Below are 23,541 nucleotides of genomic sequence, written 5' to 3'. Positions count from 1 at the left end.
CTGAATGCTTTCAAGGTATACCGACAACGTCCAAGTGCCTTCGGGAATTCTTGCTTCGCGAGGCAGCGGTTCTGACAGCTTGCCGGACAACCGCACAGCTTCGGCGAGTACCGCCAAAGCTTGGTAATCCTCTCCAACGATTTGCGCTGTACTTATGAACTGGGTGACGACACCATGCTTTGCAAATAACCATCTCAACGCGAATTTCGGATCTCAATCTGGATGTACTGTTGCCTCAGCAGATAAAGTTTCAATGATAGCGACGTGGGCCCCACTCGCTTTCAACTCGGGAAGCACCTATTGTTCAACCCATTTGTCGAGGTCGTCTCCCGCACTGTCCGTACAAAGAAACTGCTGCGCTTGAGGCACGGCCAAGTGGATGAATTCAATGAGTGGAGGGGGATTTTTCTTAAACACCTGACTGTGAGTGGCTAAGTCTCGCCGACTCACTTCAAGCCTGCGAATGGTCTGTGAATGCGCCGTGAGCACGGCGATACGCAGTGTCGGCAGCTTGAAGTTGGTGTGCTGAGATTTTGCCCTGCGCATCGCATGAACAACACGGGTAGCAAGCAAGACGTCAGTGCCTGGCAAGGTGTTGAGCAGATGCCAGCACGCCTGATCAAGGAACAAGGGGCCTGCACCGGAACCGATCAGCGAATGCTGCTGGGCTTCAGCATGGATAGGTCGCACAGGGCTATCCAGCAAGGCAATCGGTCGCGATGAGATGAAGGAAATACTGATCCACTCCATCCGGTCCGACAAAGCAATGTGCGCGCTAAGCGTATCCGGCAAGTACAACACGGACTGGGCCTTCCTTTGTGAACCGCGCGAAAACGGACGACTCTTTGCGAGGCGTGACTTATGGAGTACTAACGGAAGATTGGCGAACGATCGAGTATCGACGTCCGGGAATTCTTTGGAACGACGGTATAAGACGGAGAAGGTGGATAGTGCTGCCGTGCTCGTCTGAATCCAAAGGAGTTTATGCTGTTTCGAGTTTCAACCAATCGAGCAAGGCGTTTTGAACTTGGAGTGAAGCCTCAAAAGGAGCCATATGTCCACTGTCCTCGAATACCTTCAAATGGGAGCCGGTAACTCGGCTAGTTATGAATTCGTGCTGCGTTACAGGGCTCCATGCATCCTGCCGGCCAACGCCAACCAGAGTTGGGCAATTGATGGCCGCTAATTGCAGGGAGGCGTCCTTCCGATTCAGCAATGCCTTGATCTGACGTGCCAATATATCTGGCGTCATTCGCAAAACCATTTCACGGAGTGGCTCAATGAATGCAGCACTTTGGGCATGCTTAGGGAGCAACATAGGCGGTAACCAGCGCTCTACGACTGCGACCATGCCGTGTTGATACGCAAGGTCTACCAGCGCCTCGCGGGAATGACTTTCGCCAGGTTTGACGGGGTGCACACCTGTGCTGAGAAGGGCTATACGGGTTATACGCTGTGGCGCACGGCGGTAGACTTCGAGTGCAACTCGAGCCCCCATAGAATGACCTGCGAGCGAGAACCGATCGGGTGCCACGTCTAGCACCCGCTCGGCCATCGCTCCTATTTTATCGAACCCGCTGAAATCAATCGTCATGATTCGAGCGTGGCGTGCCAGACCTGGCATCACCTTCATCCAAATGGTGTCGTCACACATGAGACCCGACAGGAGTAAGAGATCTGGCTTCATATGTGGCTCGACTACTGCTGCAGTTGAAAACGCCTATGCAGACTAATGGCTATTTTCACCGACTGGCCTGCTGCTGGTTGCTATTGGATTTAGCGAAACATCTACGCTTTTTTTGGCAGAGTCCTGGAAAGGTCTTAGCTTAACCAAGACGATCGCTGCAATGATCATAGGTGCCGAGAGAATTGCGATATACACGGTTTTATCGAGACCCATCGCTATCAGATATCCAGCTAAAAGCGGCCCTGCTACAGCACCAAGCCGGCCCGCGCCCATGGCAATGCCGGTGCCAGTGCTCCGCACGTGTACAGGGAAGACGCCTGGAACCAGTACGTAAAGCGAATTGACCGCGGAGAACAAGCAGAAGCCTACTGCAATGGCCGCTACCAGTAGAGCCATGCTCGCTCCCGGTGCGGCGGCGAATGACACGGCGGTAATGACCAGCCCCAGCATGAACGCTGCAGCTAACGCTCTAGGCCCAAGTTTTTGCGCCAAAAAGCCATAGACCAAGCAACCTGCTATTCCACCCAGGTTCATTAACAGAGAGCCTGAAATTCCCATGGTTTGAGTCATACCACTCCGTGTGAGGATTTGCGGTGTCCAGCTGAGTAGGAAGTAACAAGTCATCATGACTGTGAAATAAACGACGCTGGTAAAAAACAATCGACTGACCATGTCGCCACTCTTAAGCAACGCAAAAAAACCAGGCTTGGTGTCCGTTACGGAGTGATGAGTTGGAAGCAGGTCCAGTTGGGGCATTCCCATTTTCGATAAAATCCGGTTACAACGCTCCAAAGCATTGGCCGGTTTTTTAGCAATCAAGTAGTCGACCGACTCTGGCATGGCAATCCAGATGAGAGGAAGCAATAGCGCGGCGGCGCCAGCACCAAACAAATACACCGACTGCCATCCGTACGCTTGAATGAGAAACACGGAGAAGATTCCGCCCAACGTAGCGCCTACTGGATACCCGAGCGCCATGAGCGAGACGCACAATGCTTTTCGGCGAGCCGACGAATACTCAGTCACCATGATGTTCACGTTGGCCAGAATTCCGCCAATGCCGATCCCGGTGACCAAGCGCATGAAAGCGAGCTCGCCGAGTCCGCTGGTAAACGCAGATAATCCCATCCCTACCAGCAATAGCATCATGCAAAACATGATCGTCGGCTTTCGCCCGACAATGTCGCCGATCGGCGCAACTGCAACAGCGCCGAGTCCCATTCCTGCCAGACCAGCACTGAATAAGAGCCCAAGGTCGGTGGGGGCAAGCCCCCAATTTATCGATATTGCGGGGCCGGTATAGGCCACCACAAGAACGTCGAAGCCATCCAGGCCGGCAATAAGGGTACAGAGCGCAACGATCAGAATCTGATAATGGCTCATTTTCCCTTTTTTAATAGCGTCCAAGATATCAGCAGCATTATTCATTATTGTTCTGCCTTGTGATTTGGTTATGGATCAATTACGAACCGAGAAGCGATCCGTGGGTGGGGTGAAGTTTTCGCGGGGGAGCATCGAATCCTGTATCGCACCCAGCAAGCGGTAGCAGTTCATGACACCGCTTACACTGGAGCGAGGCGCGCGATCGTTGCGTATCGCATCGACGAATTCCCGATCCTGCAACTCGATGCCATCGGCATATGGCCCGATGCTCGACAGGTCGACGGGCAACCCATAGCCGTCGCTCAACTCGTCATAACGGGCGAGGTAGGTACCTCGATCGCCGATAAAACGAAAGTGACTGCCAAATGGACCTTCGTTGTTGAAGCTCAGGCTCAAGCTGCACAACGCGCCATTGCTACTCTTAAGTTGCAGTGAGAGGTCCATTGCGATCCCCAACTGCGGGTCCAGTGGACCTTGCAGTACGTTCCAGGCGATGACTTCACTGTCTGTCTGATACTGGAAAAGGTCGACGGTATGTGCAGCGTGATGCCACAACAAACTGTCAGTCCATTGTCTAGGCTGGCCTTCGGCGTTGAGATTTTCACGGCGCATAAAGTGCGTGGAGACCACTAGGTGCTGCAGGCGTAAATGGTCCTCACGTATCTGCTGATGCAGCCACTGATGGGAGGGGTTGAAGCGCCGCGTGTGCCCGACCATCGCAACGCGAGGACTTTTGGCGCTTAACTTCAGCAGGCGCTCTGCATCGGGCAGGTTCTCTGCCATCGGAATTTCCACCAGCACATGCTTGCCGGCCTCCAGGCACCGGATAGCCTGGGAAGCGTGCAAAGGCGTAGGCGTACACAGAATCAGTGCATCGACGTTGGAATCAGCCAGCGCATCATCGAGTTCGCAGTAGGTTCTGCCAATACCATAGTGGGCGGCGAGCAAGCGGTTTTGCGTCGCGTCGATACCAACCAACGCCGTAACTACAGCGGTCTCAATGTTCGCCAGCACGTCCAGATGTTTTCGCCCAAACGCGCCGAGGCCTACCAGCGCAATCCGCACCCGAGCCCCGGTATCTGAATCAGTCATTTTCCAGCACCAGCAGACCATAGGCTGTATTGGAGACGGGGATATGGTGGAAGCGATGCAGCTCGCGGACTCGCTCGTTCATGGCGCCACGCATGATCAACCACATCACGAGTTCGATACCTTCCGAGCCTGTTTCACGCAGATACTCGGTGTGTCCGATATTCAGGAGTGTGGCCGGATCACTGACGAATTGATCCAGCCACTTGAGGTCATACTCCCGGTTGGTCAACCCCGCCCGTTCGCCCTGAAGCTGATGGGACATGCCCCCCGTGCCGAAGATAGCGACTTTGATGTCTTTGTCGTAACTGTCGATGGCACGACGCAATGCCCTGCCCAATTGGAAACAGCGGTTACCCGTTGGGGGAGGGTATTGAATGACGTTCACGCACAAAGGGATCACCTTGCACGGCCATACGTCAGGCTGCCCGTAGGCCAACGACAACGGCACCGTCAACCCGTGGTCGACGGTCATGTCAGTCACCAGAGTCATGTCAAACTCGTCGAGAATCAGCGACTCGGCGAGGTGCCAGGCAAAGTCAGGATCACCTTGCACTTGCGGCACAGGCCGTGGCCCATAGCCTTCATCGTGAATATCGAACGTCGTTCCCATGCCAAGGGCAAAGGTCGGGATCAGCGACAGATCGAACTGCGAAGCATGATCGTTGTAGACGACGATACAAACGTCCGGCTTGTGCTCGGCAATCCACGCGCGTGCAGGTTCGACTCCGTCGAACAAGGGTTTCCAATAGGGTTCGCCGGTCTTGCCATGGTCGATTGCCGCGCCAATGGCCGGCACATGAGATGTACCTATCCCGCCAATTAAGTCAGCCATGCATTTGCTCCTTCTTGCTGCGATTGCCAACGATGGAGCGACCGCCATCGAGCATCATTTTCTGGAACGCCTCGAGGGACATTCCGTTGCCGGACATGGCTGCACCTGCTTGCTGCATGCTCAGGCCATCGAAAATGGCCAATTTGAATGTGTAATAAATGTTCCCACCCAACCTCAACATCTCCAGCCATTCGCGCTTCATCACCGCGGCGTGTTGTTGTTCGGTCATCGGGTGACGCCGCAGATAACCCAATGGGTCGCGGCGAAACGACTCACGGTTTTCAGCCAGGTCCAGGGACTTGCAGAACATGTTCAGCGCATAGCCCTTACGATGGTGGCTACCGTCGAACACATAAGTGCCGGGTATGTCGTCGTAGTCTTTTGGCCGGTTCATAGCGGCTCCGATAAGAAAAATCAGGGTTTAATAGGCTGGTTTCGCCGATGAATCAGGCCCAATACAATCGTGTCGGGTTGTCGACCAGCAGTTTGCGTTGCAGCTCGGCGGTGATCGCTATGCGTGGGATGACATCCACCAGCAATCCGTCATCAGGCATGTGATCCTTGAGATTGGGATGGGGCCAATCCGTCCCCCAAAGCACCCTGTCAGGGAACGTTTCGACGACCTTTCGGGCAAAAGGAATGGCATCGCGATATGGATGTGATTCGCCATTCAAGGCCGCAGGGCCGCTGAAACTCAAACGCTCCGGGCAACTGACTTTGGTCCAGATATTTGAGTGCTCGTCGAGCAAGCGCAGGAACAGGCCGAATGATGGTCCGTCAACGTTTTCACTGACGTCAGGGCGACCCATGTGGTCGACCACCACTGGCAGTGGTAGACCAACGAAGAAATCCCAAAGCTCAGTTAAGTCCTGCGCCTCGAAATACACCACCACATGCCAGCCTAATGGCGCGATACGCTGCGCAATAGCCTGTAATTCTTCACGAGGGGTGAAGTCCACCAGTCGCTTGACGAAGTTGAACCGCACGCCCCTCACACCTGCGTTATGAAGCTCACGCAACTCTTCGTCGGTTACGTTGTTCTTGAGCGTAACGACACCGCGAGCCCGACCGCCGGAGTGCAGCAAAGCGTCGACCAAAGCTCGATTGTCACTGCCATGGCAGGTGGCCTGCACGATCACGCTACGGTCAAATCCGAGGCGTCGATGCAAGGCGAATAGCTGTTCTTTGGACGCGTCGCACGGTGTGTATTTTCTTTCTGGTGCGAAGGGAAAACTGGCCGCGGGACCGAACACATGACAGTGAGCATCCACGGCGCCCGGAGGCAATTGGAAGGACGGCTTACTTGGATCGGGGTGAAAATTAAGCCAGCCGGGGGTGATATCGCTAGTCATGATTACTCTCGATTGAGGTGGAACGCTGCGTTTTTTAAGACTGGAGTCAGTCCGTGAATCCAGGCCAGACGGCCTGCGGGATGAAGACTTCACCGCGCATCAACAGCCGAGCGGTTCGCAACAGGGTGGCACTCGTCACCGTGGGGTCGCGACCGTCGGAGGAAGATTCAAGGCCTAGTTCCAGAGTGAATTCGCCAGTCGGGTGTTCCACGCTGACGGTCTGTTTGAGCCCTCCGTGCACCTCGGCCAGTCCGTCAGCTACCGTGCCGGTAAGGACGCAGGCGGTGGCGACGGTGACAGCGGCCAGCACACCGATAGCGTCGTGGCATACATGGGGAATAAAGCAGCGAGTGACGATGCTGCCGCCTTGCAGCGGGGAGGCAATCAGACACATTTTTGGGTAGTTGCGCGCGCTGACATCACCCAGCCCCATCAAGTCGCCGCACACCAGTCGCAAAGCTTCAAGCTGGGTCTTGAGCTCGTCGTCGGCGTTAAGCATTGAAGTTGGTTCTGAACCTGTGCGCCCTAGCGCGCTGGCGGGAATGAGGACCATTGGCATGCCATTGTCAATGCAAGTCACGTCCAAGGAGAAGCCGTCCGGCAACATGATCCGATCGCGCCGATTGCCGGTAGGCAGTAAACCTGAACAGACCGATCCGGCGGTTTCAAGAAAGTTGATACCGATTGGAGCAGCCTGCCCCGGTACACCATCGATGCGTGTGGCACCCGCATATTCGACGTGACGCGCGTCACCTGAACTCGGCGTCTGTACGGTGATGTCACACTGCATTCCGGTATTGAGTGTGAGCACACGCAATGTCGTCACATCGCTTTGGGCTTTAACCAATCCGCGCTCCAGGGCAAACGGCACCACGGCAGCGAGCATGTTGCCGCAATTGGCCGTGGTATCGACTCGATCGCTGTCGGGCTGGAGTTGTGCAAAGAGAAACTCCAGATTCACACCCGGAACATTACTGATACCAACAATGCCCACTTTGCTCGTCAGCGGATGGGCGCCACCCAAGCCATCGATCTGTCGACGGTCGGGGGAACCCATGATGGCGAGTAGGACACGATCGCGGGTAGAGATATCGACCGGCAGATCAGCCCGATCGAAAAAAGGACCGCGTGAAGTACCTCCACGCATGAAAAGGCAAGGGATCGAAGTCTGAGTCATCATTGTGCTCGCAATCGTCGCTTCTTATTAGTCAGGATGCAGAGGTGTTTAATTACCGCCGTCCCGTTAAATCATGATAGGTAGCCCTACCAAGTCCAGCAATGCGATCCGGTATATGACTGTTATCGAATAAAAGCATCGCTCAATTTGCTACTAGCATTGAGCGCACGAGTCGTCGCGGTATGAATGGCATTAGCTGCTCCATATAGATCTGGTCGTGCGAGCTCCCATTGCACGTCGAGTCAAAACGCCAGTCCGAAGTGTCGGTGATTGTCAAACTGCTATTTGGAGTAAATCGACTGATCCAAGCCGGCGATGTTGTCGGCAATAACAGCCTGCGCGGCCAGGAACCCTTTGTGTACTCCAGTTTCTCGGGAGCGCCCAATTAAATGAGGTTATTAGCAAAATCTCTTAGATAAACTTAATAGGCAAGCAAGCCCACTTACAATGAGTGCTAATTCAGTTTAATTATTTAACGCGACCCCAGCATTAACCAGGGTCGGTTTAACAAGCGTATTTTAGCCAGCGTTTTTATCTTGGTATTGAAGCAGGTCGTCGTAATAGACGAGTCCATGTGCCTGCAAGGTTGGGCGCATATCATAGATGTCCAGCCCAAGCTCACCGCTGGCCAGCCGATTACGCTTGCCAATCTCCAGTGCTTCACGTTGCTTGGCTGCGGCGAGCACTTTCTCCACGTTTGAATGGGGCACTACGACAACACCGTCATCGTCAGCCACGATTGCGTCGCCAGCAACGATGTAAGCGCCAGCGCAGACGATTGGAATATTGACCGACCCCAAGGTAGCCTTGATCGTGCCCTTGGCACTGATCGATCGCGACCAGACAGGGAAACCCATTGCGGTTAGCGTGGACACGTCTCTACAGCCTGCATCTATGATCAAGCCCCGCACGCCCCTGGCCATGAGTGAGGTCGCAAGAAGGTCACCAAACATACCGTCATGGTTTTCCGAGGTGCAGCCCACCACCAGGATGTCTCCAGGTTTGCACATTTCCACCGCCACATGCAGCATCCAGTTATCGCCGGGTTGAGCAAGGACAGTCACCGCCGGGCCAGCAATCGCCGCGCCCTTGTAGATTGGATGCATGTAGGTCTGCAGCAACCCGCTACGGCCCTGAGCCTCATGGACTGTAGCCACCCCCAATACCGCCAGTTCCTCGCCGATTTGCTGGGAGAATCGCGGTAAATTTCGAATTGCGACCCCGCTCATGACAAGTCTCCTGTTACACGTGGGAAGACGCTCTGATAGCCCTCGGCATAAATGATGTCACGCTGGGCCGTGATTCCGATATTCCGCTTGGCCTGAACGCCACGCTGTAAAGCGACCCGGGTGTAGTACTCCCAGAGATGCTCCTGTCCGGCCATGCATTTGATAGCGGCCAGTTTTTTATCCCACACGGGCGTGATGTCCAGCAGTACGTCGGGTTTCCACTCGCACTGTTCCGGCTGATGCGGTTCGAAGCTGTAAACCGGCGGCGCACCAACGATTTTTTCCCCTGGGCGATATCCCTCGGCTTGGGCAATGATGCGCGCTTCCTGGGTGAGGTGCGTCGCCAAAGGGTGGTCGTAGTTGTAGGGGTCCTTGAGAGAGTGGCTCAATGCAAATGCCGGCTGCACCCGACGAAACACATCAGCTAGGCGGAACAGCACTTCTTTGTCCGCTCTCATTGGATAATCACCAATGTCGAAAAACTCGATAGTGGCGCCAAGGATGTCCGCTGCTGCCTGGGCTTCGGCCCGACGTCCGACCTTGACCTTGTCTTCGGTCATTTCACCTTTGCGCCACATTTTTGCCGACTCACCCCTTTCGCCAAAGGACAGGCACACAATGTGAACCTTGTAGCCTTGCTGGGTATGCAGAGCGATGGCGCCAGCGGCGCGCCAGACAAAATCAGCCGAGTGCGCGCTCACCACCAGTGCGGATTTTTGTTCGTTTGACATGTCGGAGTTCCTTTGTCTTTCAATAATCAGAAGAAGTAGCCAATACGCACAAAACCTGAGTAATCGAACTTGTATCCGCCATCCACTTGGAGGTCGCGAGTGAGCTCCGAATACAATTGCACGTCTGGTCTAATCCAGTAGCCCAATCCGGCGCGCGCGCGGGTCGAATCTGAACGTCTGCCGGTATCAACGCCGTCCAGGGTCGAATCGCCACCCCAGGTTCGGGTCAGCCCGACCGAAGTGGTGACCTTGTTGGCGAAGGTGTAACTGAGCCACGGCTGTAGGGTGTACACGGGATCTTGCTTAAGTGTGCGATTGACTGGCGTTGATTCCGTATTGTCGCCGTACCAACTGACGTCGCCGGTCAGCTCAGCGCGCCAGGCACCGAAGCTATGTACATAGCCGGCTTGCAGGGCGGCGGAATAGCGGTTGTTGCCCATGTTGACTTTGCTGTCATTGTCATAGCTGCCCTGAGGCAAGAACAGATAGCCGGTGATCCCCAGATAACGTTTATTCACCGTGTCGTTGAGGGGCCACGCTGTCACCGCCACGAATGGGTCGGCCAGGCCTGAATCATCGCCGACATGGTTGCCGCTCACTTTTAGTTTTTGTGAGCCGAAAGGCAGTCCGAGTTGCACCTGAACTCTCGTCTGGTCGACATCAATCATGTGGAAGAGCCGAATCAGTCCGGTCCGGGTATCCAGTTGAGTGTCGTGGTCCACGGTCGGGCCTTTTTCCGGGTGGTATTCAGTTGCCCGCCCACCTCCCAGATACAGCATTGCGATGCTGCTACCGGCCGGGGCGGGCAGGTAAGCACCGGGTGAGACGTCCAGCGCCCACGCTTCCGTAAAACAGCCAAGCGAAGCGAATGCGCCGACTGGAATGGCGGCGTTGCGTATACAGCGAGGTAATGAAATCATGCGTTGTCTCCGTTGTTGTTTTTGTTCGGAATACACGATCGTTATTCTGGTGATTGCTACGAGTCAGACCATCAATAAAAGGCAGAGCCGGCGAGCGAGCGTGGTCACTCGCCAGCTCCGGGTTAAAGGTCGAGAACCAACCGCTTGCTTTTGGCGCGTGAGCAGCAAGGCGTGAATTGGTCGTTTGAGGTTTTTTCGCGATCACTCAGGTAGTAGTCCCGATGATCAGGAACCCCATCCAGCACCTTCGTCACACATGTGCCGCAGATGCCCTGCTGACAGGAAACCGGAATCTCGATGCCCACCGCCAGCAACACATCCGTTACCGTTTGCTGGGGGCCAACCTCAAGAACCTGGCCGGTGCTTGCCACTTGGATCTCAAACTGATCACTGCTTTGTTCTTCGCCGCTAGCGGGCGCGCTGAAATACTCGCGGTGCAGATTTGCCTCTGGCCAATGCAGTTCGCGTGCGATGCCGAGAACGAAGTCCATGAACCCGCCGGGGCCGCAAATATAGAGGTGCTTGTGCGGCTGCGGATGACTGAGCAACTCCCTGACATCCAGACGCGCTTGACCATCATCGACATCGAATTGGCATTGGCTGCTGCTGCTGTAGGACGACGCTTCGACTCGCTTCACGAATGCAGCGCTGGCGGCGCTACGAGCGAAGTAGAAGAGGGAAAACGACTGTCCCCGATCATTCAAGACTTCAGCCATGCTGAGGATGGGAGTGATGCCGATACCGCCAGCGAATAACAGGGAATGATCGGCCTCCGGTTCCAGCTCGAACAGGTTGCGCGGCTCGCTGATCCACACCGTTTGACCAACGTGCAAATCCTCATGCATGCCTTTGGAGCCGCCGCGGGAGTCTGCGGTTTGCAAGACACCCAACTGATAACGATGGCGTTCATCCGGATGATTGCAGAGCGAGTATTGACGAATCAGCCCCGGTCGGACTTGCACGTCGATGTGCGAGCCCGCCGTGAACGGTGGCAAAGCCCTGCCATCAGGATGCTGGAACTCGAACAGAAAAATATTTTCGGCTTCAAGCTCTTTGCGGGTAAGGGTGACCTCAAACATCACGACCTCCGCTGCTTTCAGGGGCGAACAGGTGATCCTCGGAGTGGAGCGTGCAGAACGATTCCTGGCTGGTATTAGGATCAATGACGCCAGTGATCACTACCATGTCTTTGAAGTTGTTTTCTTCGACCGTGCGCACCACGCCGCGTGGATCCTTGCCTTCGAGTACATCGCGGGCGCCCTCGTCAAGCATCCGGCGTGCGCGCATGATCGCCACGTCCGTTGCGCCCAAATGCTCTTGGGTATGATCGTGGATGACGCCTTGGGATTGGGTAATTGCAATATCGTGCACAGAGAAACATTCGCCCATGCCCAGGTAGGCAGCTTCTTTCATCGAATCGCGATCTTGCATAAAGAGCGGGTCATCGGCGCGCAGCATGCGGTCGTGTTCATCTTTCTCTGCCTGGTATTGCTTCTCCAGACTTTCTTTATCGAGTTGCCCGCTGCGGTGATAGATGAATTCCCAACGCCAGTGCGCATGATCGTCGATTGGTACGTCCCACAACATCGTGAGACCGCCGTCCCCCAGATAACCTTCGAATCCACCGACCGCGCAGGCGTTAGGCATGACGTAATTTGTGATTCGGATTGAGGTGTCGCGGGTTTCGCCAATGGCGCGCTTGGTATAAAGACGAACACCGAACCGGGTGTCTTCGATGCTGATGATCGGACGTGCTTTGTTTGAAAATACACCCCAGCGCGCTTGCATGGTTTCGTCGGTCAGATTCACCTGATGCAGATAGGAGGTATGCACCGGGTCAATGTTGCCTTCACTGGCTTGCAGCCAGTTGCAATCACCGCGCCAACGGCAGGTATAACGGTGTTCATCGCCGCCCGCGAGCGCCGGGTAGTTAGGAAAAAGCGGCGGCTCGCCAGGCCCCATGTAGGCCCAGAACGCACCGGCCGCTTCATGCAGCGGATAGGAATGAGTGCGTACCTTGTCCTTGGCGTTTGGGGAATGTTCCGCCGGTTGATCAAGGCATTTGCCTTTACCGTCGAACAGCCAGCCGTGATATGGACAGCGCAGACCGCCATCTTCGATACGACCCAAAGCCAGGTCTGCGCAGCGGTGCGCACACTTGCGATTGATCAGCCCTACTTCACCTTTATCATCGCGAAACAGCACCAGGTCTTCGCCCATGATCCGCACAGGGAAAGGCGCTGAGCCGGGTGGTACGGCATCAGCCAGGGCAATGGGCTGCCAGTAGCGGCGCAGGAGTTCGCCGGCCGGTGTTCCGCGGTTGGTGCGAGTCAGATATTGGTAGCGTCCAGGGCCGCGCTCATTTGGAATACTGTCTTGAACCACAGGGATCAGGCTTGTCTGGTCCATCTTTTAAATCCTGTTTTTGAAGTACCGAACTACCGGGAGGAATGAACCTGCGCAGGCGGACGGTTACGTTTTTATTGGAGGCTCATTAGTCATAAGCTGGTGTCAACAGTGAGGGTTGGCGGCGGAGTCGATCAATAACGCACCGCCACTAGCAGCTATGCAAAAACAGCTATGCAAAATTTCGATAACCCTGCTCGGTGGTGCTGCAGTTGTGATACGAGCCGCTGGGGTGCATTCTGATAAGTAATGCAACGGCACAATCAGCCAACCCTCACAACTAAAAAAACGGGATTGGAATGGACATCAAGCAGCTTGAATATTTCAGTCAGGTCGCGGAACTGGGTAGTTTCAGTAAGGCATCGGCTTTTCTCGATATCGCTCAACCGGCACTGAGCCGTCAGATCCGCCAGTTGGAAATCGAACTGCGCGCGTCACTGTTCGAGCGCACAGGTCGTGGCGTTACGCTCACGGCGGCGGGCACCCGGTTGCTCAAACATTCGCGAGGCATTCTTCGGCAAATCGATCTGGCGCGAGCCGACATTGATCAACACCGCAATGTCGCCGAAGGGCGTTTGGTTTTGGGCTGGCCACCCAGTTTGGGGCGCACCGCTACGGTTCCGTTGGTGGAGGCGTTCCGTGAACAGTTTCCAGGCGTGACACTGTGCTTGGTGGAGGGGTTGTCGACTCATATTCTCGAGTGGTTGGGTATTGGTCGACTCGATTGCGGAGTGGTCTATAACACCATGCCTACGGCGAATGTGGATCTCCTGCCTCTAGCTGAAGAGCCGCTGTTTCTGATCTCACCGCGCACCCCTGACGACGATGTCACGATTGGTGGTTCTATCAGCCTTGAAGCGCTCGCCGAGCTGCAATTCATCATCCCGGGACGGCCGAACAATATTCGTCTCTTGCTTGAGCAGTCCCTAGCGACGGTAGAGCGAAAAATCAAAGTGCGTTACGAGATAGAGAGCATTCCGGCCATCCATGAGCTGGTGCGGCGGGGACACGGCCACGCAGTCCTGCCAATGAACGCCATCGGTGACGATAACTGTCACCTCGATAAACTTCTTAGTGTTCGGGCGATAGAGCCAGAACTGGCCACCAGCCTTTGGTTGGCCACTTCCACTCATCGGCCATGTAACCTGTTAACCCAGCAAGCATTGGGGCTTATCGACTCAATCATTCGTGAAGAAATCCGGCAACGGTCGATTGCCGTACGCTCACTGATGCTGCCCACCTGATCGATGCTTTTATTCGATAACAGTCATGCGCCAGATCGCATTGCTGGTGTCCATTGGCCTCTCTACCATCGCTTCACAGGACGACGGTTACATGCCGTTACGTTCTGACCAATAAGAAGCGATGATTGCGAGCGCCAATAATGACTCAGACTTCAAGCCTCTACTTTCCCATGCAGGGTGAAACTTCTCGCGGACTGTTTTCCGATCGCGCTATCTCTCCCGCCGAGCATTTAGTCTTCGACTTGCTATTGCCTGAGGTCGTATACCTTTTTCCTCCCGTGGCCAATTAATTAAGTATTGGCTAAGTCGCAACGGAGGCCTTGTCAGGCTTCGATTCAGCATGAATGAACCACCAAAGTGTCAACTAACCAGGGGGTAATTACGGCATGTTGGCGCCCTGAAAATTTACACTAATGACTATCCGGTTCTCGGCTTAGTCACTTTGCTGTCGCCTCACCATAAAAACAAAAGAGAGGGATCATGAGCACTACGTTCAGGCACTACGTCGTCCGGACTTTGGCAGGTTGCATGGGGGGGTTGGCACTAGGCGCTCCGGACATGACGCATGCTTCCAATGGTCTATATACCGATGGCCAAGGGTTGAAAAGTGTAACGATGGGCGGTGCGTCAATTGCATTGCCACAGGACTCCATGGCCGCCGCTTCCAACCCGGCCGGCATGGCGTATGTAGGCAATCGAGTTGACGGCGACATTCAGCTATTCATCGGCAGTAACGAGGCTACTTATGGCTCCCCGGACAATCGTCTGCGTGGCCACAAAACAGTGCCCATCCCGGAGTTTGGATTCAACTACGACCTTTCACCGAAGTTGAGCTTGGGTGTGTCTTCCATCGGTGCAGGCGTGGGCTGGGACTACGATGGCCCACTGTTTCAGAACCAAGGTTTGCCACGGTTTCAGGCGATGCTCAAACAGGCCGGTGTGGCGCCAACGTTAGCGTATAAAGTTACTGACAACTTTGCGCTGGGTGTTTCAGTTACCGCGGCGTACCAGTCACTTTTAGTCCGTGGCACTGCTCTGCCAACGCCAGCCGGTCCAGCCATCTTGCCCGACCATGGTACCCAAGGCGCCTGGAGCTATGGTTTTCGCCTAGGTGCCCTGTGGACCCCCGTCGCCCCTCTGACATTGGGTGTCTCGTATACCAGCAAACAAAAAGCCACCAGCTTCGACGGATATAAGGATGACCTGTTGGCGGTCTCGGACGGCAAGCTCGACAGCCCTGAAATTCTCGGCGCCGGGTTGGCCTGGCGACCCACCAGCCAGTTGACCGTAGCCTTCGATTACCGGTTGATCCGCTGGTCTGGGGTTGAAGCACTCAACAGCGATCAAACCTTCGGCTGGCGTGATCAGCACAACATGCGCCTGGGGCTGGCCTATCAACTCGATGAACAGTGGACCGTCCGTACGGGCATCAACTACGCCAACCGTCAGTTCGCCAGCGATTCCCTCGTTGCCAACATTCTGATTCCAGGGCTACTGCACAAATCCTACAGCGCTGGCGTGACACGCACGGTAGGCGATCACGGTGAGGCAACCTTTGGATTAGTTAAAGACCTCAGCGAGCACGTGACCGGCACCGGCAAAAGCGACGGGTCAACCATCGACGTCAAGTACGGCTACGTCGTAATGGGCTATGGCTACAAATTCTGATCAACCATCGCTACTTACCGGGAGTTGCCATGAAACAGCCCATCTTCGACTTTAAAAAAGAACTGTCGGATAACGTTCGTTCGTGTTTTTTCATCGCAGGTAAATGGTTGCCAGTGCACGGAGTCCAGCGCCGCGTGCTGATCGATCCTTCTACCGAAGCGCCACTGTGCGATGTACCTTTGGCCAATTTTTCCGACATCGACCAAGCTGTCGCGGCAGCGCGGCAAGCGTTCGATGTGGGACCGTGGGCGCGCATGACAGGTCCGCAGCGGGCAACTCATTTGCGGCAGTTTGCAGAGATCGTTAACGATCGCTTACCCCTGCTCACGCGACTCTGGACCGCACAGGTCGGTGCGCCAGTGGGTTTTGCAGGCCTTTTTTCCGGTTTCGGTCCAACCATGCTCGACTACTACGCGCAGTTGGCTGACACTTTCGAATTCACCCAGGTTCGCGATACGTACCAAGGCCAGGCCAGCGTTGTCCGTCATCCGGTGGGAGTCGTCGCGCTGATTGCGCCTTGGAACGCGCAGCTACCTATCCTGACGTACAAGCTGGGCGCCGCACTCGCAGCGGGGTGTACCGTGATTATCAAGTCACCGCCGGAATCACCTTTCGATGCCTTGGTGTTGGCCGAATGCGCTGAAGAGGCGGGAATTCCGCACGGCGTGATCAATGTCGTCACAGCAGATCGTGAGGAAGGTGCCTACCTTGTAGCATCAGCCGGGGTCGACAAGGTCAGCTTTACCGGCAGCACTGCGGTAGGCAAAGACATCGCGAACGTTTGTATCCAGCGCATGGCGCGTTTCACTCTGGAGCTGGGCGGTAAGTCCGCCGCCATCATGCTGGATGACGCCGACCTGCAAACGACTGTCGGGGTTCTTGCCCATTTCAGCATGCCGTTTTCCGGACAGATTTGTTTCGCTCAAACCCGGCTACTGGTGCCTCGGTCGCGCCATGATGAATTCGTCACCGCCTATACACAGGCGGTTGCCGGCCTGACGATCGGCGACCCTTGGGACGACACGACTCATGTGGGGCCGGTGGCTGGTGCGACTCAATATGAGCGCGTATTGACCTATATCCAGACCGGGTTGGAGGAAGGTGCGCGAATCGTCACAGGCGGTGCGCGGGTCGAAGGACGGGAAATGGGTTTCTTCATTCAGCCAACGGTGTTCGTCGACGTGACGCCTGAAATGACGATTGCACGCCAGGAGATCTTTGGTCCGGTGGTAGTGATCCTCGCCTACGAGGACGAAGCTCACGCTCTGCGCCTGGCCAACGACAGCGATTTCGGTCTCAGCGGGAGCGTGTTCAGCGCGTCCACCGAGCGGGCTGCCGCCTTTGCGCGCCAGGTCAAGACCGGAAACGTCACCATTAATGGTCTGCAGATGGCGCCCAACGTTCCTTTTGGCGGGTTCAAGCAATCAGGTATGGGACGTGAAGGCGGTCCTGAAGGCCTGGACGCTTTTCTCGAATCCCAAGCGATTTACTTCCCCGGCGTTTGAGCCCCTTACCGCAGGTATCACATGAAATACGACTACATCATTGTCGGTGGGGGCAGCTCCGGCTGCGTCGCGGCAAACCGCCTTGTCGTGGACCACGGCAAGCGAGTGTTATTGCTCGAACAGGGAGCGGTGGACAAAAGCATGCTTCTGAAAATGCCAGCCGCGACGTTCAAGATGCTTTTCGAAGGAAGTCCCTACGTCAAGCAGTATGAATCCGAACCGCAGCTACGAATGAACGGGCGTGTGGTGCGTGTGCCGCAAGGTAATGTCATGGGCGGTGGCAGCTCCGTCAATGCCATGGCCTACACTCGCGGCTCGCGCCAGGATTACGAACGCTGGAACACGGCACTCGGACAACCGCAGTGGGGCTGGGACCTGTTGTTGCCCTATTTCAAGCGTCAGGAAGGCAACCAGCGTTTCGATAACGAAGCACACGGCGCCGAGGGGCCATTGAAAGTCTCGGATCCACGTTACCGAGTGGAAGCCGCCGATATTTTTGTGCGCACGATGCAGCGGGCGGGACTGCCGTTCAGGTCCGATTTCAATGCCGGGGATCTGTACGGCGTCGGTTACCTGCAGACATCTACCTGGCGCGGGGAGCGCAGCAGCGCATCGACGGCATTTGTTAAGCCGATCCTGGACAACCCGTTGCTGACGGTCATAACCGGCGCTCGCGTCAACAAGATCCTGTTCGACAATGATCGAGCCGTGGGTGTCGAGTATCAGCTCAAGCAATCAGTGCACCAGGCCCATGTCAGCGGCGAAGTGCTCTTGGCCGCCGGCGCTTTCGCCACACCAAAACTGCTTATGTTGTCGGGCATCGGTCCTGCCAAGCATCTGAGCCAGCATGGTATCGACGTGCGAGTTGATTTACCGGGGGTCGGGGAGAATCTGCAAGACCACAACACCGCATTGCTGTCGATGACCACCAACGGCGCCTATGGTTATTACGGTGAGGACAAAGGATGGCCGGCGATACGTAACGCGCTGCGTTATTTTGCGTTTCACGACGGCCCAATTTCCTCGAACGGCGCCGAAACGATGGCCTTCGTCAACTTGCAGGATCCGCTGTCGGACCCCGACTTGCAGATATACGGCGTCGGCGTGATGTGGCCCATGGAGAGTGAAGAAAATATAACCCATGGTTTCACCCTGATGGCCAACCTGGTCAAGCCGCTGTCCCGTGGCACCGTCCGTTTACGCTCGGCTCATCCTGGCGATGATCCGTTAATCAATCCTAACTGGCTAAGCGATCCCAGCGACTGTTCGCGCCTCCTGCAAGCGCTCAAATACATGCGTTCGATCGCTGCGACAGAACCACTGGCCAGCATTATCCGCAAAGAGATTCAGCCGGGCATCGAAGTGCAGACGGACGAAGCATTGTTGGAGTACCTAAAACGCACCACCGAGAGCAATTACCACCCCGTAGGCACCTGCAAAATGGGCGCAGATCATGACCCTATGAGCGTGCTTCACGGCGACCTGCGGGTGAGAGGTGTGTCGGGGTTACGAGTTATTGATGCCTCGATGATGCCTAACATCATCAGTGCCAACACCAATGCACCGGTGATGGCCGTGGCGGACCGGGCCATCACCCTGATGATGGCCAACGAGCAGTTCTGAACGTACATCGCTCTCGCAGGAAATCTCGAATGAGTATACGAACGAAGCGAGTTCTGGCTGCTGTGACACTGGCGCTGATGGCTGTCGCCGTATTCGGTGCATTAAGCACTGACGTGCGTTTTGCCCGGTGGGGTTTCACCGTACTGGCCATTGGATTGCTGGTGATGTCATGGGAGGTGAACCGGTATCTGACGAAGCTGTTAGCGGTTTGTGAACACGCCGTCGCCGTGGCCCAGACGATGGGCGACGGTGATTTCAGGCCGGAGCCCGTTGCTGCAAACCACGGCGCCGAGTGGCGCCTTGTCAGTTTGCTGCAGGATGTCCAAGTGAATTGGCGAGCGAGGTGCATGCAACGCTGTGAACAGGATCAAACATTGCAGGTATCGGCCCGTTCATTGAATGACCAGGTCCTGTCGATCGCTGATAGCACCGGCGCCCAGGCGACTGGCGCTGTGACAATGGCACAGGCACTGGACTCCTTGGGTACCGCTATCAGTCTTGTTGCCGGGCAGGCTAACAACGCGAAGAGCCTTTCGAATCAGTCGGAGCAACTGGCCTATAACGGAAGCGAGGTGATCGCCAATGTCATCGCAGGGGTCGAAGGCATTGTCCAGGCAGTCAATCAGTCTTCAAACCGAATTGTCGCCCTTGGACATTCTTCCGAGGAAGTGCATTCGATTATTCAAGTAATCAGAGGTATCGCCGAACAGACAAACCTGTTGGCATTGAATGCTGCCATTGAAGCAGCGCGTGCAGGTAGCGCCGGTCGCGGGTTTGCCGTCGTCGCCGACGAGGTTCGTAATTTAGCGGCCAGGACTGCGCAATCCACCCAGGAAGTGACTGACATGATCGACCGCATCAGAACCCATACAACGCAGGTCGTTGACAGTATGCAGGCAGCCGTAACGCGAGCGAATGAGGGGGTCGCACTGGCAAAGGAAGCGGGACTCGCCATGGACCATATCCGCGAAGGTGCTCACCGTTCAGCCATCCTCGTCGAAGAGATTTCTCAGGAGCTGGGTAACCAGACCCAAGCGGCGGGTGAAATAGCGTCGCGGGTAGAGATGATGGCGCGAAAGTCTCGCAGCAACAATCTGTCCATCCAAAGTCTGGCGCAAGCATCACAGCAACTCGAAGTGGATATTTCTTCAGTGAATTGAAAACCGCCAAAGAGCGGGTTGCACTTGGTTTATAGAACGGTTGGGGGAATCGCATGTTGATCGGGCAAGGTTTCGCGCAGCTTTTGGGATATTCATGAAGCTATTGGCTCTTCTATTACTTTGTCTTCAAGTAATAGACCCTCCACACGGCGCGCGCCCCCCGGAAATCGTGATGGACCTCAGGCGCCGCCTGCTTCATTCCGCGTTGAAATATAGTCGTTGTTTTCCAGAACTGCATTAATTCGATGGATAAAAGGCGGTACGAACTAACTAATAATGTTAACGACCCTCTGGGTTTGCTTCGTCTAGTCGATTGTTTTTTGGCTGAGGACTCTATCACGGCACTGGTATTGAAGTTATGTGGAGGAGTTCTACCTATAGGGGAATGTGATGTTGCTTAGAAATATGAAAGTTTCAATTCGTGCCGCGCTGTGTTTTGCCGTTATTACCTCGCTGTTGATTGTCCTGGGTGTGGTTTCGTTATGGAACTTGCACGCCATCCGTACCATCGCCATCGATGTTGAAGAACATTCGATGGCCAGCGTCATCGCCGCCGACCGGATCGACGCCACGGTGCTGAAACTGATGCTTGAAAGCCGACGGCTTGCTGGCCAGCCCAACGCGCAGAGTAAGAACACCGTCATCCAGAACATCCGGGATTTGCGTGCGACACTGCTCACGCAAACACAGGAGTACGGCGCGTTTGTCACTGACGACCATGGCCAGCAACTGTACAAGGTGGTCAGCGATGGCATTCAGCGCCTGAGTCGCCTGGCGGACATCTGCATCGACTACAGCCAGCAAGACCGTAACGCCGAGAGCCTGGCTCTGCTGGACGAGCACGTGGCGCTTTCCAGGCAAATGCAGCAGGCTCTTGATCAATTGATACAACTGGACCTCGATGAGGTGAGCCGCTCTGGCATCGATTCCGCGCAAACGTATGACAACGGCTTTAAGTTCATCATCGCAATGATACTTGTCGCCGTGCTGGTCACTTTAGCCTTGGCTTATTTTTTTACGCGCAGTATTGTCCTACCGCTGAAATATGCGTCGTCGATCAACGACACGATCGCTCGTGGCAACTTGCGTAGCGATATTGCGATCGGAGGTAAGGACGAGATTTCAATGTTGCTCAAATCGGCAAAGGCAATGCAGGACAGCTTGCGCGATACGATCCGCCTGATCGGTGACTCTTCGACCCAGTTGGCATCGGCTGCCGAAGAAATGAGTGCGGTGACCGGCGAGTCCAGCCGCGGCCTGCTTCGACAGAACCAGGAAATAGAACAGGCCGCCACCGCGATGAACCAGATGGCGGTCGCGGTGGTAGGCGTGGCCCGTAATGCGGCTTCAGCCTCTGTGGCAGCACGCTCGTCGGGGGCATCGAGCCACACCGGTTCGGATCAGGTGAAGCACACCATTGCCGCCATTGAAAAACTGAGCACCACCGTCCAGAGCACCAGCAACGATGTGCAGCATCTTGCCACGCAATCTCAGGATATCAGCCAGATGCTCGAGGTCATCCGCACCATTGCGGAACAGACCAACCTGCTGGCGCTGAACGCTGCAATTGAAGCGGCGCGGACCGGAGAGCAGGGCCGCGGATTTGCGGTGGTGGCGGATGAAGTCCGGGCCCTGGCGGGCCGCACCCAGCAATCGACCGGCGAAATCGCGAAGATCATCGAGCGTATCCGCTTGGGTACCGAGCAGGTTACTCATGCGATGCAAGATAGCTGTCTGGAAGCTCAGGGAACCCTGTTGATCGCCCATGAGGCGGGAGCGGCTCTGACGGAAATTTCCAATGCTATCTACCAGATCAATGAGATGAACATGCACATTGCCGCGAGCTCTGAAGAGCAGGCCGAAGTGGCGCATGCAGTGGATCGTAATCTGACGAGTATTCGCGATTTGTCCGTGCACAGCGCCACGGGAGCGCAGCAGACCTCCGTGGCCAGTACCGAGCTTTCCCGGCTGGCGGCCGACATGCACGGGCTCGTAGAGCGCTTTTCGATCTGAGCGTCAAACATCAATTTACGAGTAAATGATTCGGGTTGTTCTATTACTACAGCCCTCGCAGACAACTCTCTTTGAGAGTCCGTACTCAAGCGGCTCTCTAAGCTAGCCAGCATGCCGCTTTGAATTACTTTCATGGAGAGTGGAGTTCGTATTCGTTGATTTGTGAAACTCTACAACGCAGCGTCAAAGAGGAGGCGAACTTATCGTGTCGCAAGTCGAACAGGACATAGAGACGCGGCTCATGGCTCGCGGTTATTGCGCTGACCCGTCTCAGCGGGCCGCCATCAAACTTCTCGACAAGTGGCTGGGAAATTGGCTACGTGAAAGGCGGGTTTGGTTACCGGCTCCGAAAGATGGAGTATATCTGTGGGGTGGTGTCGGGCGCGGTAAGAGTTTCGTAATGGATGCCTTCTTCGCTGCTGCTCCGCTCGAGGCTAAGCGACGCGTGCACTTTCACGCCTTTTTGCAAGGCGTTCTGGAGCGTCTTAAACAGATCACTGGTCAGCGCGATCCGTTGGTTCTTATCGCCAGCGAGATCGCAGCGGACACTAAACTGTTATGTTTTGATGAGTTTCACGTGCATGACATTGGTGACGCGATGTTACTTGGTCGTCTTCTGGCGCAACTGATAGATCAGGGGGTCGGAATGGTTGCCACTTCCAACTATGCTCCCCAAGCGCTGTGTCCGAACCCTCTTTACCGGGATCGCTTCAAGCCGACCATCGAGATGATCGACCGCCGCTTTAACATCTATCATCTGGACGGTGGCAAAGATTACCGGCTGAACGCCGAGGGCGGCAACGTTTGGGGAGGGGTGGCGCAGGTCGCGGCTGATACCCAGGCGGACTGGGTTGAGCGACGACTGAAATTCGACTGGTCGGCTGAGCGCAACGTGCTGGTGGAGGTAAATCATCGCCCCATGAAACTGCGGGCGCGGCAGCAAGCAACCGCTTGGTTGGATTTTGAGGACTTGTGCCGCGTGCCCCATTCCAGCGCCGACTTTCTCTGGCTGAGCCGCACCTTCAAACGATTGGCCATCACCGCCGTACCGACCCTTGATGATGAGGGCATCGACGTTCAGCAGCGCTTTCTCAATTTAATCGACATTCTCTACGACAGCGGTATTGAGTTATTTCTGATCACCGAGGAAGGTCCGCAGGCATTGTTGACTGCCACCGCGCTTTTGGATTACTCGCGGACATGCAGTCGGCTGCAGCAATTACAGATACTCGAACCAGAAAGCATGGACCGGGTAAATCTTTGATACTGTCGATTACGCACCCCGAGCGATGGATCGCCGTAAGCCGCAAAACAGCCATAGTGATGGGAGATGAATTTGAAGGCAAGATGCAAAAGATGGTACATGAGGCCTATATGCTGAGCTCTCTAGTTGCAGAGCATGAAGCTACTAAGACTGCCAGAAAAAATTCAGGTTTGTGGAGGTGGTGTCGGTCAGGTCGATGTAAGTGGGTATTCTCACTTCGCTCGCTCGCCTGGCTATGAACCGCATTCGGTTACC

At 55.4% G+C, this 23,541-nt stretch carries 20 protein-coding genes and 1 pseudogene; 8 read left to right on the top strand and 13 right to left on the bottom strand.

What is annotated here, in order from left to right:
* Positions 1–297 precede the first annotated feature (297 nt).
* From AC3ITA_RS21355 to AC3ITA_RS21295, 13 genes are all read right to left on the bottom strand, one after another.
* The gene (locus AC3ITA_RS21355) at positions 298–801 is read right to left on the bottom strand and encodes a hypothetical protein (protein WP_223434676.1); all 504 of its coding nucleotides are present in this window, start codon (positions 799–801) and stop codon (positions 298–300) included.
* Positions 802–982: 181 nt separating this feature from the next.
* Positions 983–1,687 (bottom strand): alpha/beta fold hydrolase, encoded by a 705-nt coding sequence (locus tag AC3ITA_RS21350; protein WP_223434675.1) that lies wholly within the window; start codon positions 1,685–1,687, stop codon positions 983–985.
* A gap of 42 nt (positions 1,688–1,729) precedes the next feature.
* On the bottom strand, positions 1,730–3,115 hold the full coding sequence (locus AC3ITA_RS21345) for an MFS transporter (protein WP_223434674.1): 1,386 nt from the start codon (positions 3,113–3,115) through the stop codon (positions 1,730–1,732).
* 30 nt (positions 3,116–3,145) lie between these two features.
* A complete protein-coding gene (locus AC3ITA_RS21340) occupies positions 3,146–4,162 on the bottom strand; it encodes a Gfo/Idh/MocA family oxidoreductase (protein WP_223434673.1) in 1,017 nt (338 codons plus the stop codon).
* The gene (locus AC3ITA_RS21335) at positions 4,155–4,994 is read right to left on the bottom strand and encodes a class III extradiol dioxygenase subunit beta (RefSeq protein WP_223434672.1); all 840 of its coding nucleotides are present in this window, start codon (positions 4,992–4,994) and stop codon (positions 4,155–4,157) included. Before AC3ITA_RS21335 ends, AC3ITA_RS21340 begins: the two co-directional genes overlap by 8 nt.
* Positions 4,987–5,388, bottom strand: a complete 402-nt coding sequence (ligA, locus tag AC3ITA_RS21330) for a protocatechuate 4,5-dioxygenase subunit alpha (RefSeq protein WP_223434671.1) — start codon at positions 5,386–5,388, stop codon at positions 4,987–4,989. Before ligA ends, AC3ITA_RS21335 begins: the two co-directional genes overlap by 8 nt.
* A 52-nt stretch (positions 5,389–5,440) precedes the next feature.
* Positions 5,441–6,346, bottom strand: coding sequence for an amidohydrolase family protein (locus tag AC3ITA_RS21325; RefSeq protein ID WP_223434670.1), 906 nt, complete (start codon positions 6,344–6,346; stop codon positions 5,441–5,443).
* A 46-nt stretch (positions 6,347–6,392) separates the two neighbouring features.
* On the bottom strand, positions 6,393–7,523 hold the full coding sequence (locus AC3ITA_RS21320) for a 4-oxalomesaconate tautomerase (RefSeq protein WP_223434707.1): 1,131 nt from the start codon (positions 7,521–7,523) through the stop codon (positions 6,393–6,395).
* A 518-nt stretch (positions 7,524–8,041) separates the two neighbouring features.
* Positions 8,042–8,752 carry a 4-carboxy-4-hydroxy-2-oxoadipate aldolase/oxaloacetate decarboxylase gene (locus AC3ITA_RS21315; RefSeq protein WP_223434669.1) on the bottom strand — a complete coding sequence of 237 codons (711 nt, stop codon included), beginning with the start codon at positions 8,750–8,752 and terminating at the stop codon, positions 8,042–8,044.
* Entirely contained in the window at positions 8,749–9,483 is a 735-nt protein-coding gene (gene galB / locus AC3ITA_RS21310; RefSeq protein ID WP_223434668.1) for a 4-oxalmesaconate hydratase, read from the bottom strand. The genes AC3ITA_RS21315 and galB overlap by 4 nt, the downstream gene beginning before the upstream one ends.
* Positions 9,484–9,509: 26 nt before the next feature.
* A complete protein-coding gene (locus tag AC3ITA_RS21305) occupies positions 9,510–10,403 on the bottom strand; it encodes a transporter (protein WP_223434667.1) in 894 nt (297 codons plus the stop codon).
* Positions 10,404–10,525: 122 nt separating this feature from the next.
* Entirely contained in the window at positions 10,526–11,482 is a 957-nt protein-coding gene (locus AC3ITA_RS21300) for a PDR/VanB family oxidoreductase (RefSeq protein ID WP_223434666.1), read from the bottom strand.
* Positions 11,475–12,812, bottom strand: a complete 1,338-nt coding sequence (locus tag AC3ITA_RS21295; protein ID WP_223434665.1) for a Rieske 2Fe-2S domain-containing protein — start codon at positions 12,810–12,812, stop codon at positions 11,475–11,477. Before AC3ITA_RS21295 ends, AC3ITA_RS21300 begins: the two co-directional genes overlap by 8 nt.
* A gap of 296 nt (positions 12,813–13,108) precedes the next feature.
* On the opposite strand from AC3ITA_RS21295, the gene AC3ITA_RS21290 reads away from it, so the two are divergent.
* From AC3ITA_RS21290 to zapE, 8 genes and pseudogenes are all read left to right on the top strand, one after another.
* Positions 13,109–14,053: a LysR family transcriptional regulator gene (locus AC3ITA_RS21290; RefSeq protein WP_223434664.1), complete on the top strand. Its 945-nt coding sequence runs from the start codon at positions 13,109–13,111 to the stop codon at positions 14,051–14,053.
* 480 nt (positions 14,054–14,533) lie between these two features.
* Positions 14,534–15,721, top strand: coding sequence for an OmpP1/FadL family transporter (locus AC3ITA_RS21285; RefSeq protein WP_223434663.1), 1,188 nt, complete (start codon positions 14,534–14,536; stop codon positions 15,719–15,721).
* 29 nt (positions 15,722–15,750) lie between these two features.
* On the top strand, positions 15,751–17,226 hold the full coding sequence (locus AC3ITA_RS21280; RefSeq protein WP_489278333.1) for an aldehyde dehydrogenase: 1,476 nt from the start codon (positions 15,751–15,753) through the stop codon (positions 17,224–17,226).
* Positions 17,227–17,247: 21 nt separating this feature from the next.
* Positions 17,248–18,849 carry a GMC family oxidoreductase gene (locus AC3ITA_RS21275; protein WP_223434661.1) on the top strand — a complete coding sequence of 534 codons (1,602 nt, stop codon included), beginning with the start codon at positions 17,248–17,250 and terminating at the stop codon, positions 18,847–18,849.
* 29 nt (positions 18,850–18,878) lie between these two features.
* Complete coding sequence (locus AC3ITA_RS21270; RefSeq protein ID WP_317850741.1) at positions 18,879–20,009, top strand: methyl-accepting chemotaxis protein; 1,131 nt, start codon at positions 18,879–18,881, stop codon at positions 20,007–20,009.
* Positions 20,010–20,399: 390 nt separating this feature from the next.
* Positions 20,400–21,167: pseudogene (locus AC3ITA_RS21265) on the top strand (MCP four helix bundle domain-containing protein); the annotation flags it as partial.
* Positions 21,159–22,022: a methyl-accepting chemotaxis protein gene (locus AC3ITA_RS21260; RefSeq protein ID WP_489280815.1), complete on the top strand. Its 864-nt coding sequence runs from the start codon at positions 21,159–21,161 to the stop codon at positions 22,020–22,022. The pseudogene AC3ITA_RS21265 and the gene AC3ITA_RS21260, both read left to right, overlap by 9 nt.
* Positions 22,023–22,263: 241 nt before the next feature.
* Positions 22,264–23,286 carry a cell division protein ZapE gene (gene zapE, locus AC3ITA_RS21255; RefSeq protein WP_223434705.1) on the top strand — a complete coding sequence of 341 codons (1,023 nt, stop codon included), beginning with the start codon at positions 22,264–22,266 and terminating at the stop codon, positions 23,284–23,286.
* Positions 23,287–23,541: the final 255 nt, after the last annotated feature.

The sequence above is a fragment of the Pseudomonas sp. GL_090 genome (assembly GCF_057837765.1).
This window is presented reverse-complemented; position numbering and strand designations above follow the sequence as displayed.

Bases quoted from the DNA above. Each gene is read 5' to 3' on its own strand.
- AC3ITA_RS21350 (WP_223434675.1), bottom strand. From the start codon at position 1,687: ATGAAGCCAGATCTCTTACTCCTGTCGGGTCTCATGTGTGACGACACC.
- AC3ITA_RS21345 (WP_223434674.1), bottom strand. From the start codon at position 3,115: ATGAATAATGCTGCTGATATCTTGGACGCTATTAAAAAAGGGAAAATG.
- AC3ITA_RS21340 (WP_223434673.1), bottom strand. From the start codon at position 4,162: ATGACTGATTCAGATACCGGGGCTCGGGTGCGGATTGCGCTGGTAGGC.
- AC3ITA_RS21335 (WP_223434672.1), bottom strand. From the start codon at position 4,994: ATGGCTGACTTAATTGGCGGGATAGGTACATCTCATGTGCCGGCCATT.
- ligA (WP_223434671.1), bottom strand. From the start codon at position 5,388: ATGAACCGGCCAAAAGACTACGACGACATACCCGGCACTTATGTGTTC.
- AC3ITA_RS21325 (WP_223434670.1), bottom strand. From the start codon at position 6,346: ATGACTAGCGATATCACCCCCGGCTGGCTTAATTTTCACCCCGATCCA.
- AC3ITA_RS21320 (WP_223434707.1), bottom strand. From the start codon at position 7,523: ATGACTCAGACTTCGATCCCTTGCCTTTTCATGCGTGGAGGTACTTCA.
- AC3ITA_RS21315 (WP_223434669.1), bottom strand. From the start codon at position 8,752: ATGAGCGGGGTCGCAATTCGAAATTTACCGCGATTCTCCCAGCAAATC.
- galB (WP_223434668.1), bottom strand. From the start codon at position 9,483: ATGTCAAACGAACAAAAATCCGCACTGGTGGTGAGCGCGCACTCGGCT.
- AC3ITA_RS21305 (WP_223434667.1), bottom strand. From the start codon at position 10,403: ATGATTTCATTACCTCGCTGTATACGCAACGCCGCCATTCCAGTCGGC.
- AC3ITA_RS21300 (WP_223434666.1), bottom strand. From the start codon at position 11,482: ATGTTTGAGGTCACCCTTACCCGCAAAGAGCTTGAAGCCGAAAATATT.
- AC3ITA_RS21295 (WP_223434665.1), bottom strand. From the start codon at position 12,812: ATGGACCAGACAAGCCTGATCCCTGTGGTTCAAGACAGTATTCCAAAT.
- AC3ITA_RS21290 (WP_223434664.1), top strand. From the start codon at position 13,109: ATGGACATCAAGCAGCTTGAATATTTCAGTCAGGTCGCGGAACTGGGT.
- AC3ITA_RS21285 (WP_223434663.1), top strand. From the start codon at position 14,534: ATGAGCACTACGTTCAGGCACTACGTCGTCCGGACTTTGGCAGGTTGC.
- AC3ITA_RS21280 (WP_489278333.1), top strand. From the start codon at position 15,751: ATGAAACAGCCCATCTTCGACTTTAAAAAAGAACTGTCGGATAACGTT.
- AC3ITA_RS21275 (WP_223434661.1), top strand. From the start codon at position 17,248: ATGAAATACGACTACATCATTGTCGGTGGGGGCAGCTCCGGCTGCGTC.
- AC3ITA_RS21270 (WP_317850741.1), top strand. From the start codon at position 18,879: ATGAGTATACGAACGAAGCGAGTTCTGGCTGCTGTGACACTGGCGCTG.
- AC3ITA_RS21260 (WP_489280815.1), top strand. From the start codon at position 21,159: ATGCAGGACAGCTTGCGCGATACGATCCGCCTGATCGGTGACTCTTCG.
- zapE (WP_223434705.1), top strand. From the start codon at position 22,264: ATGGCTCGCGGTTATTGCGCTGACCCGTCTCAGCGGGCCGCCATCAAA.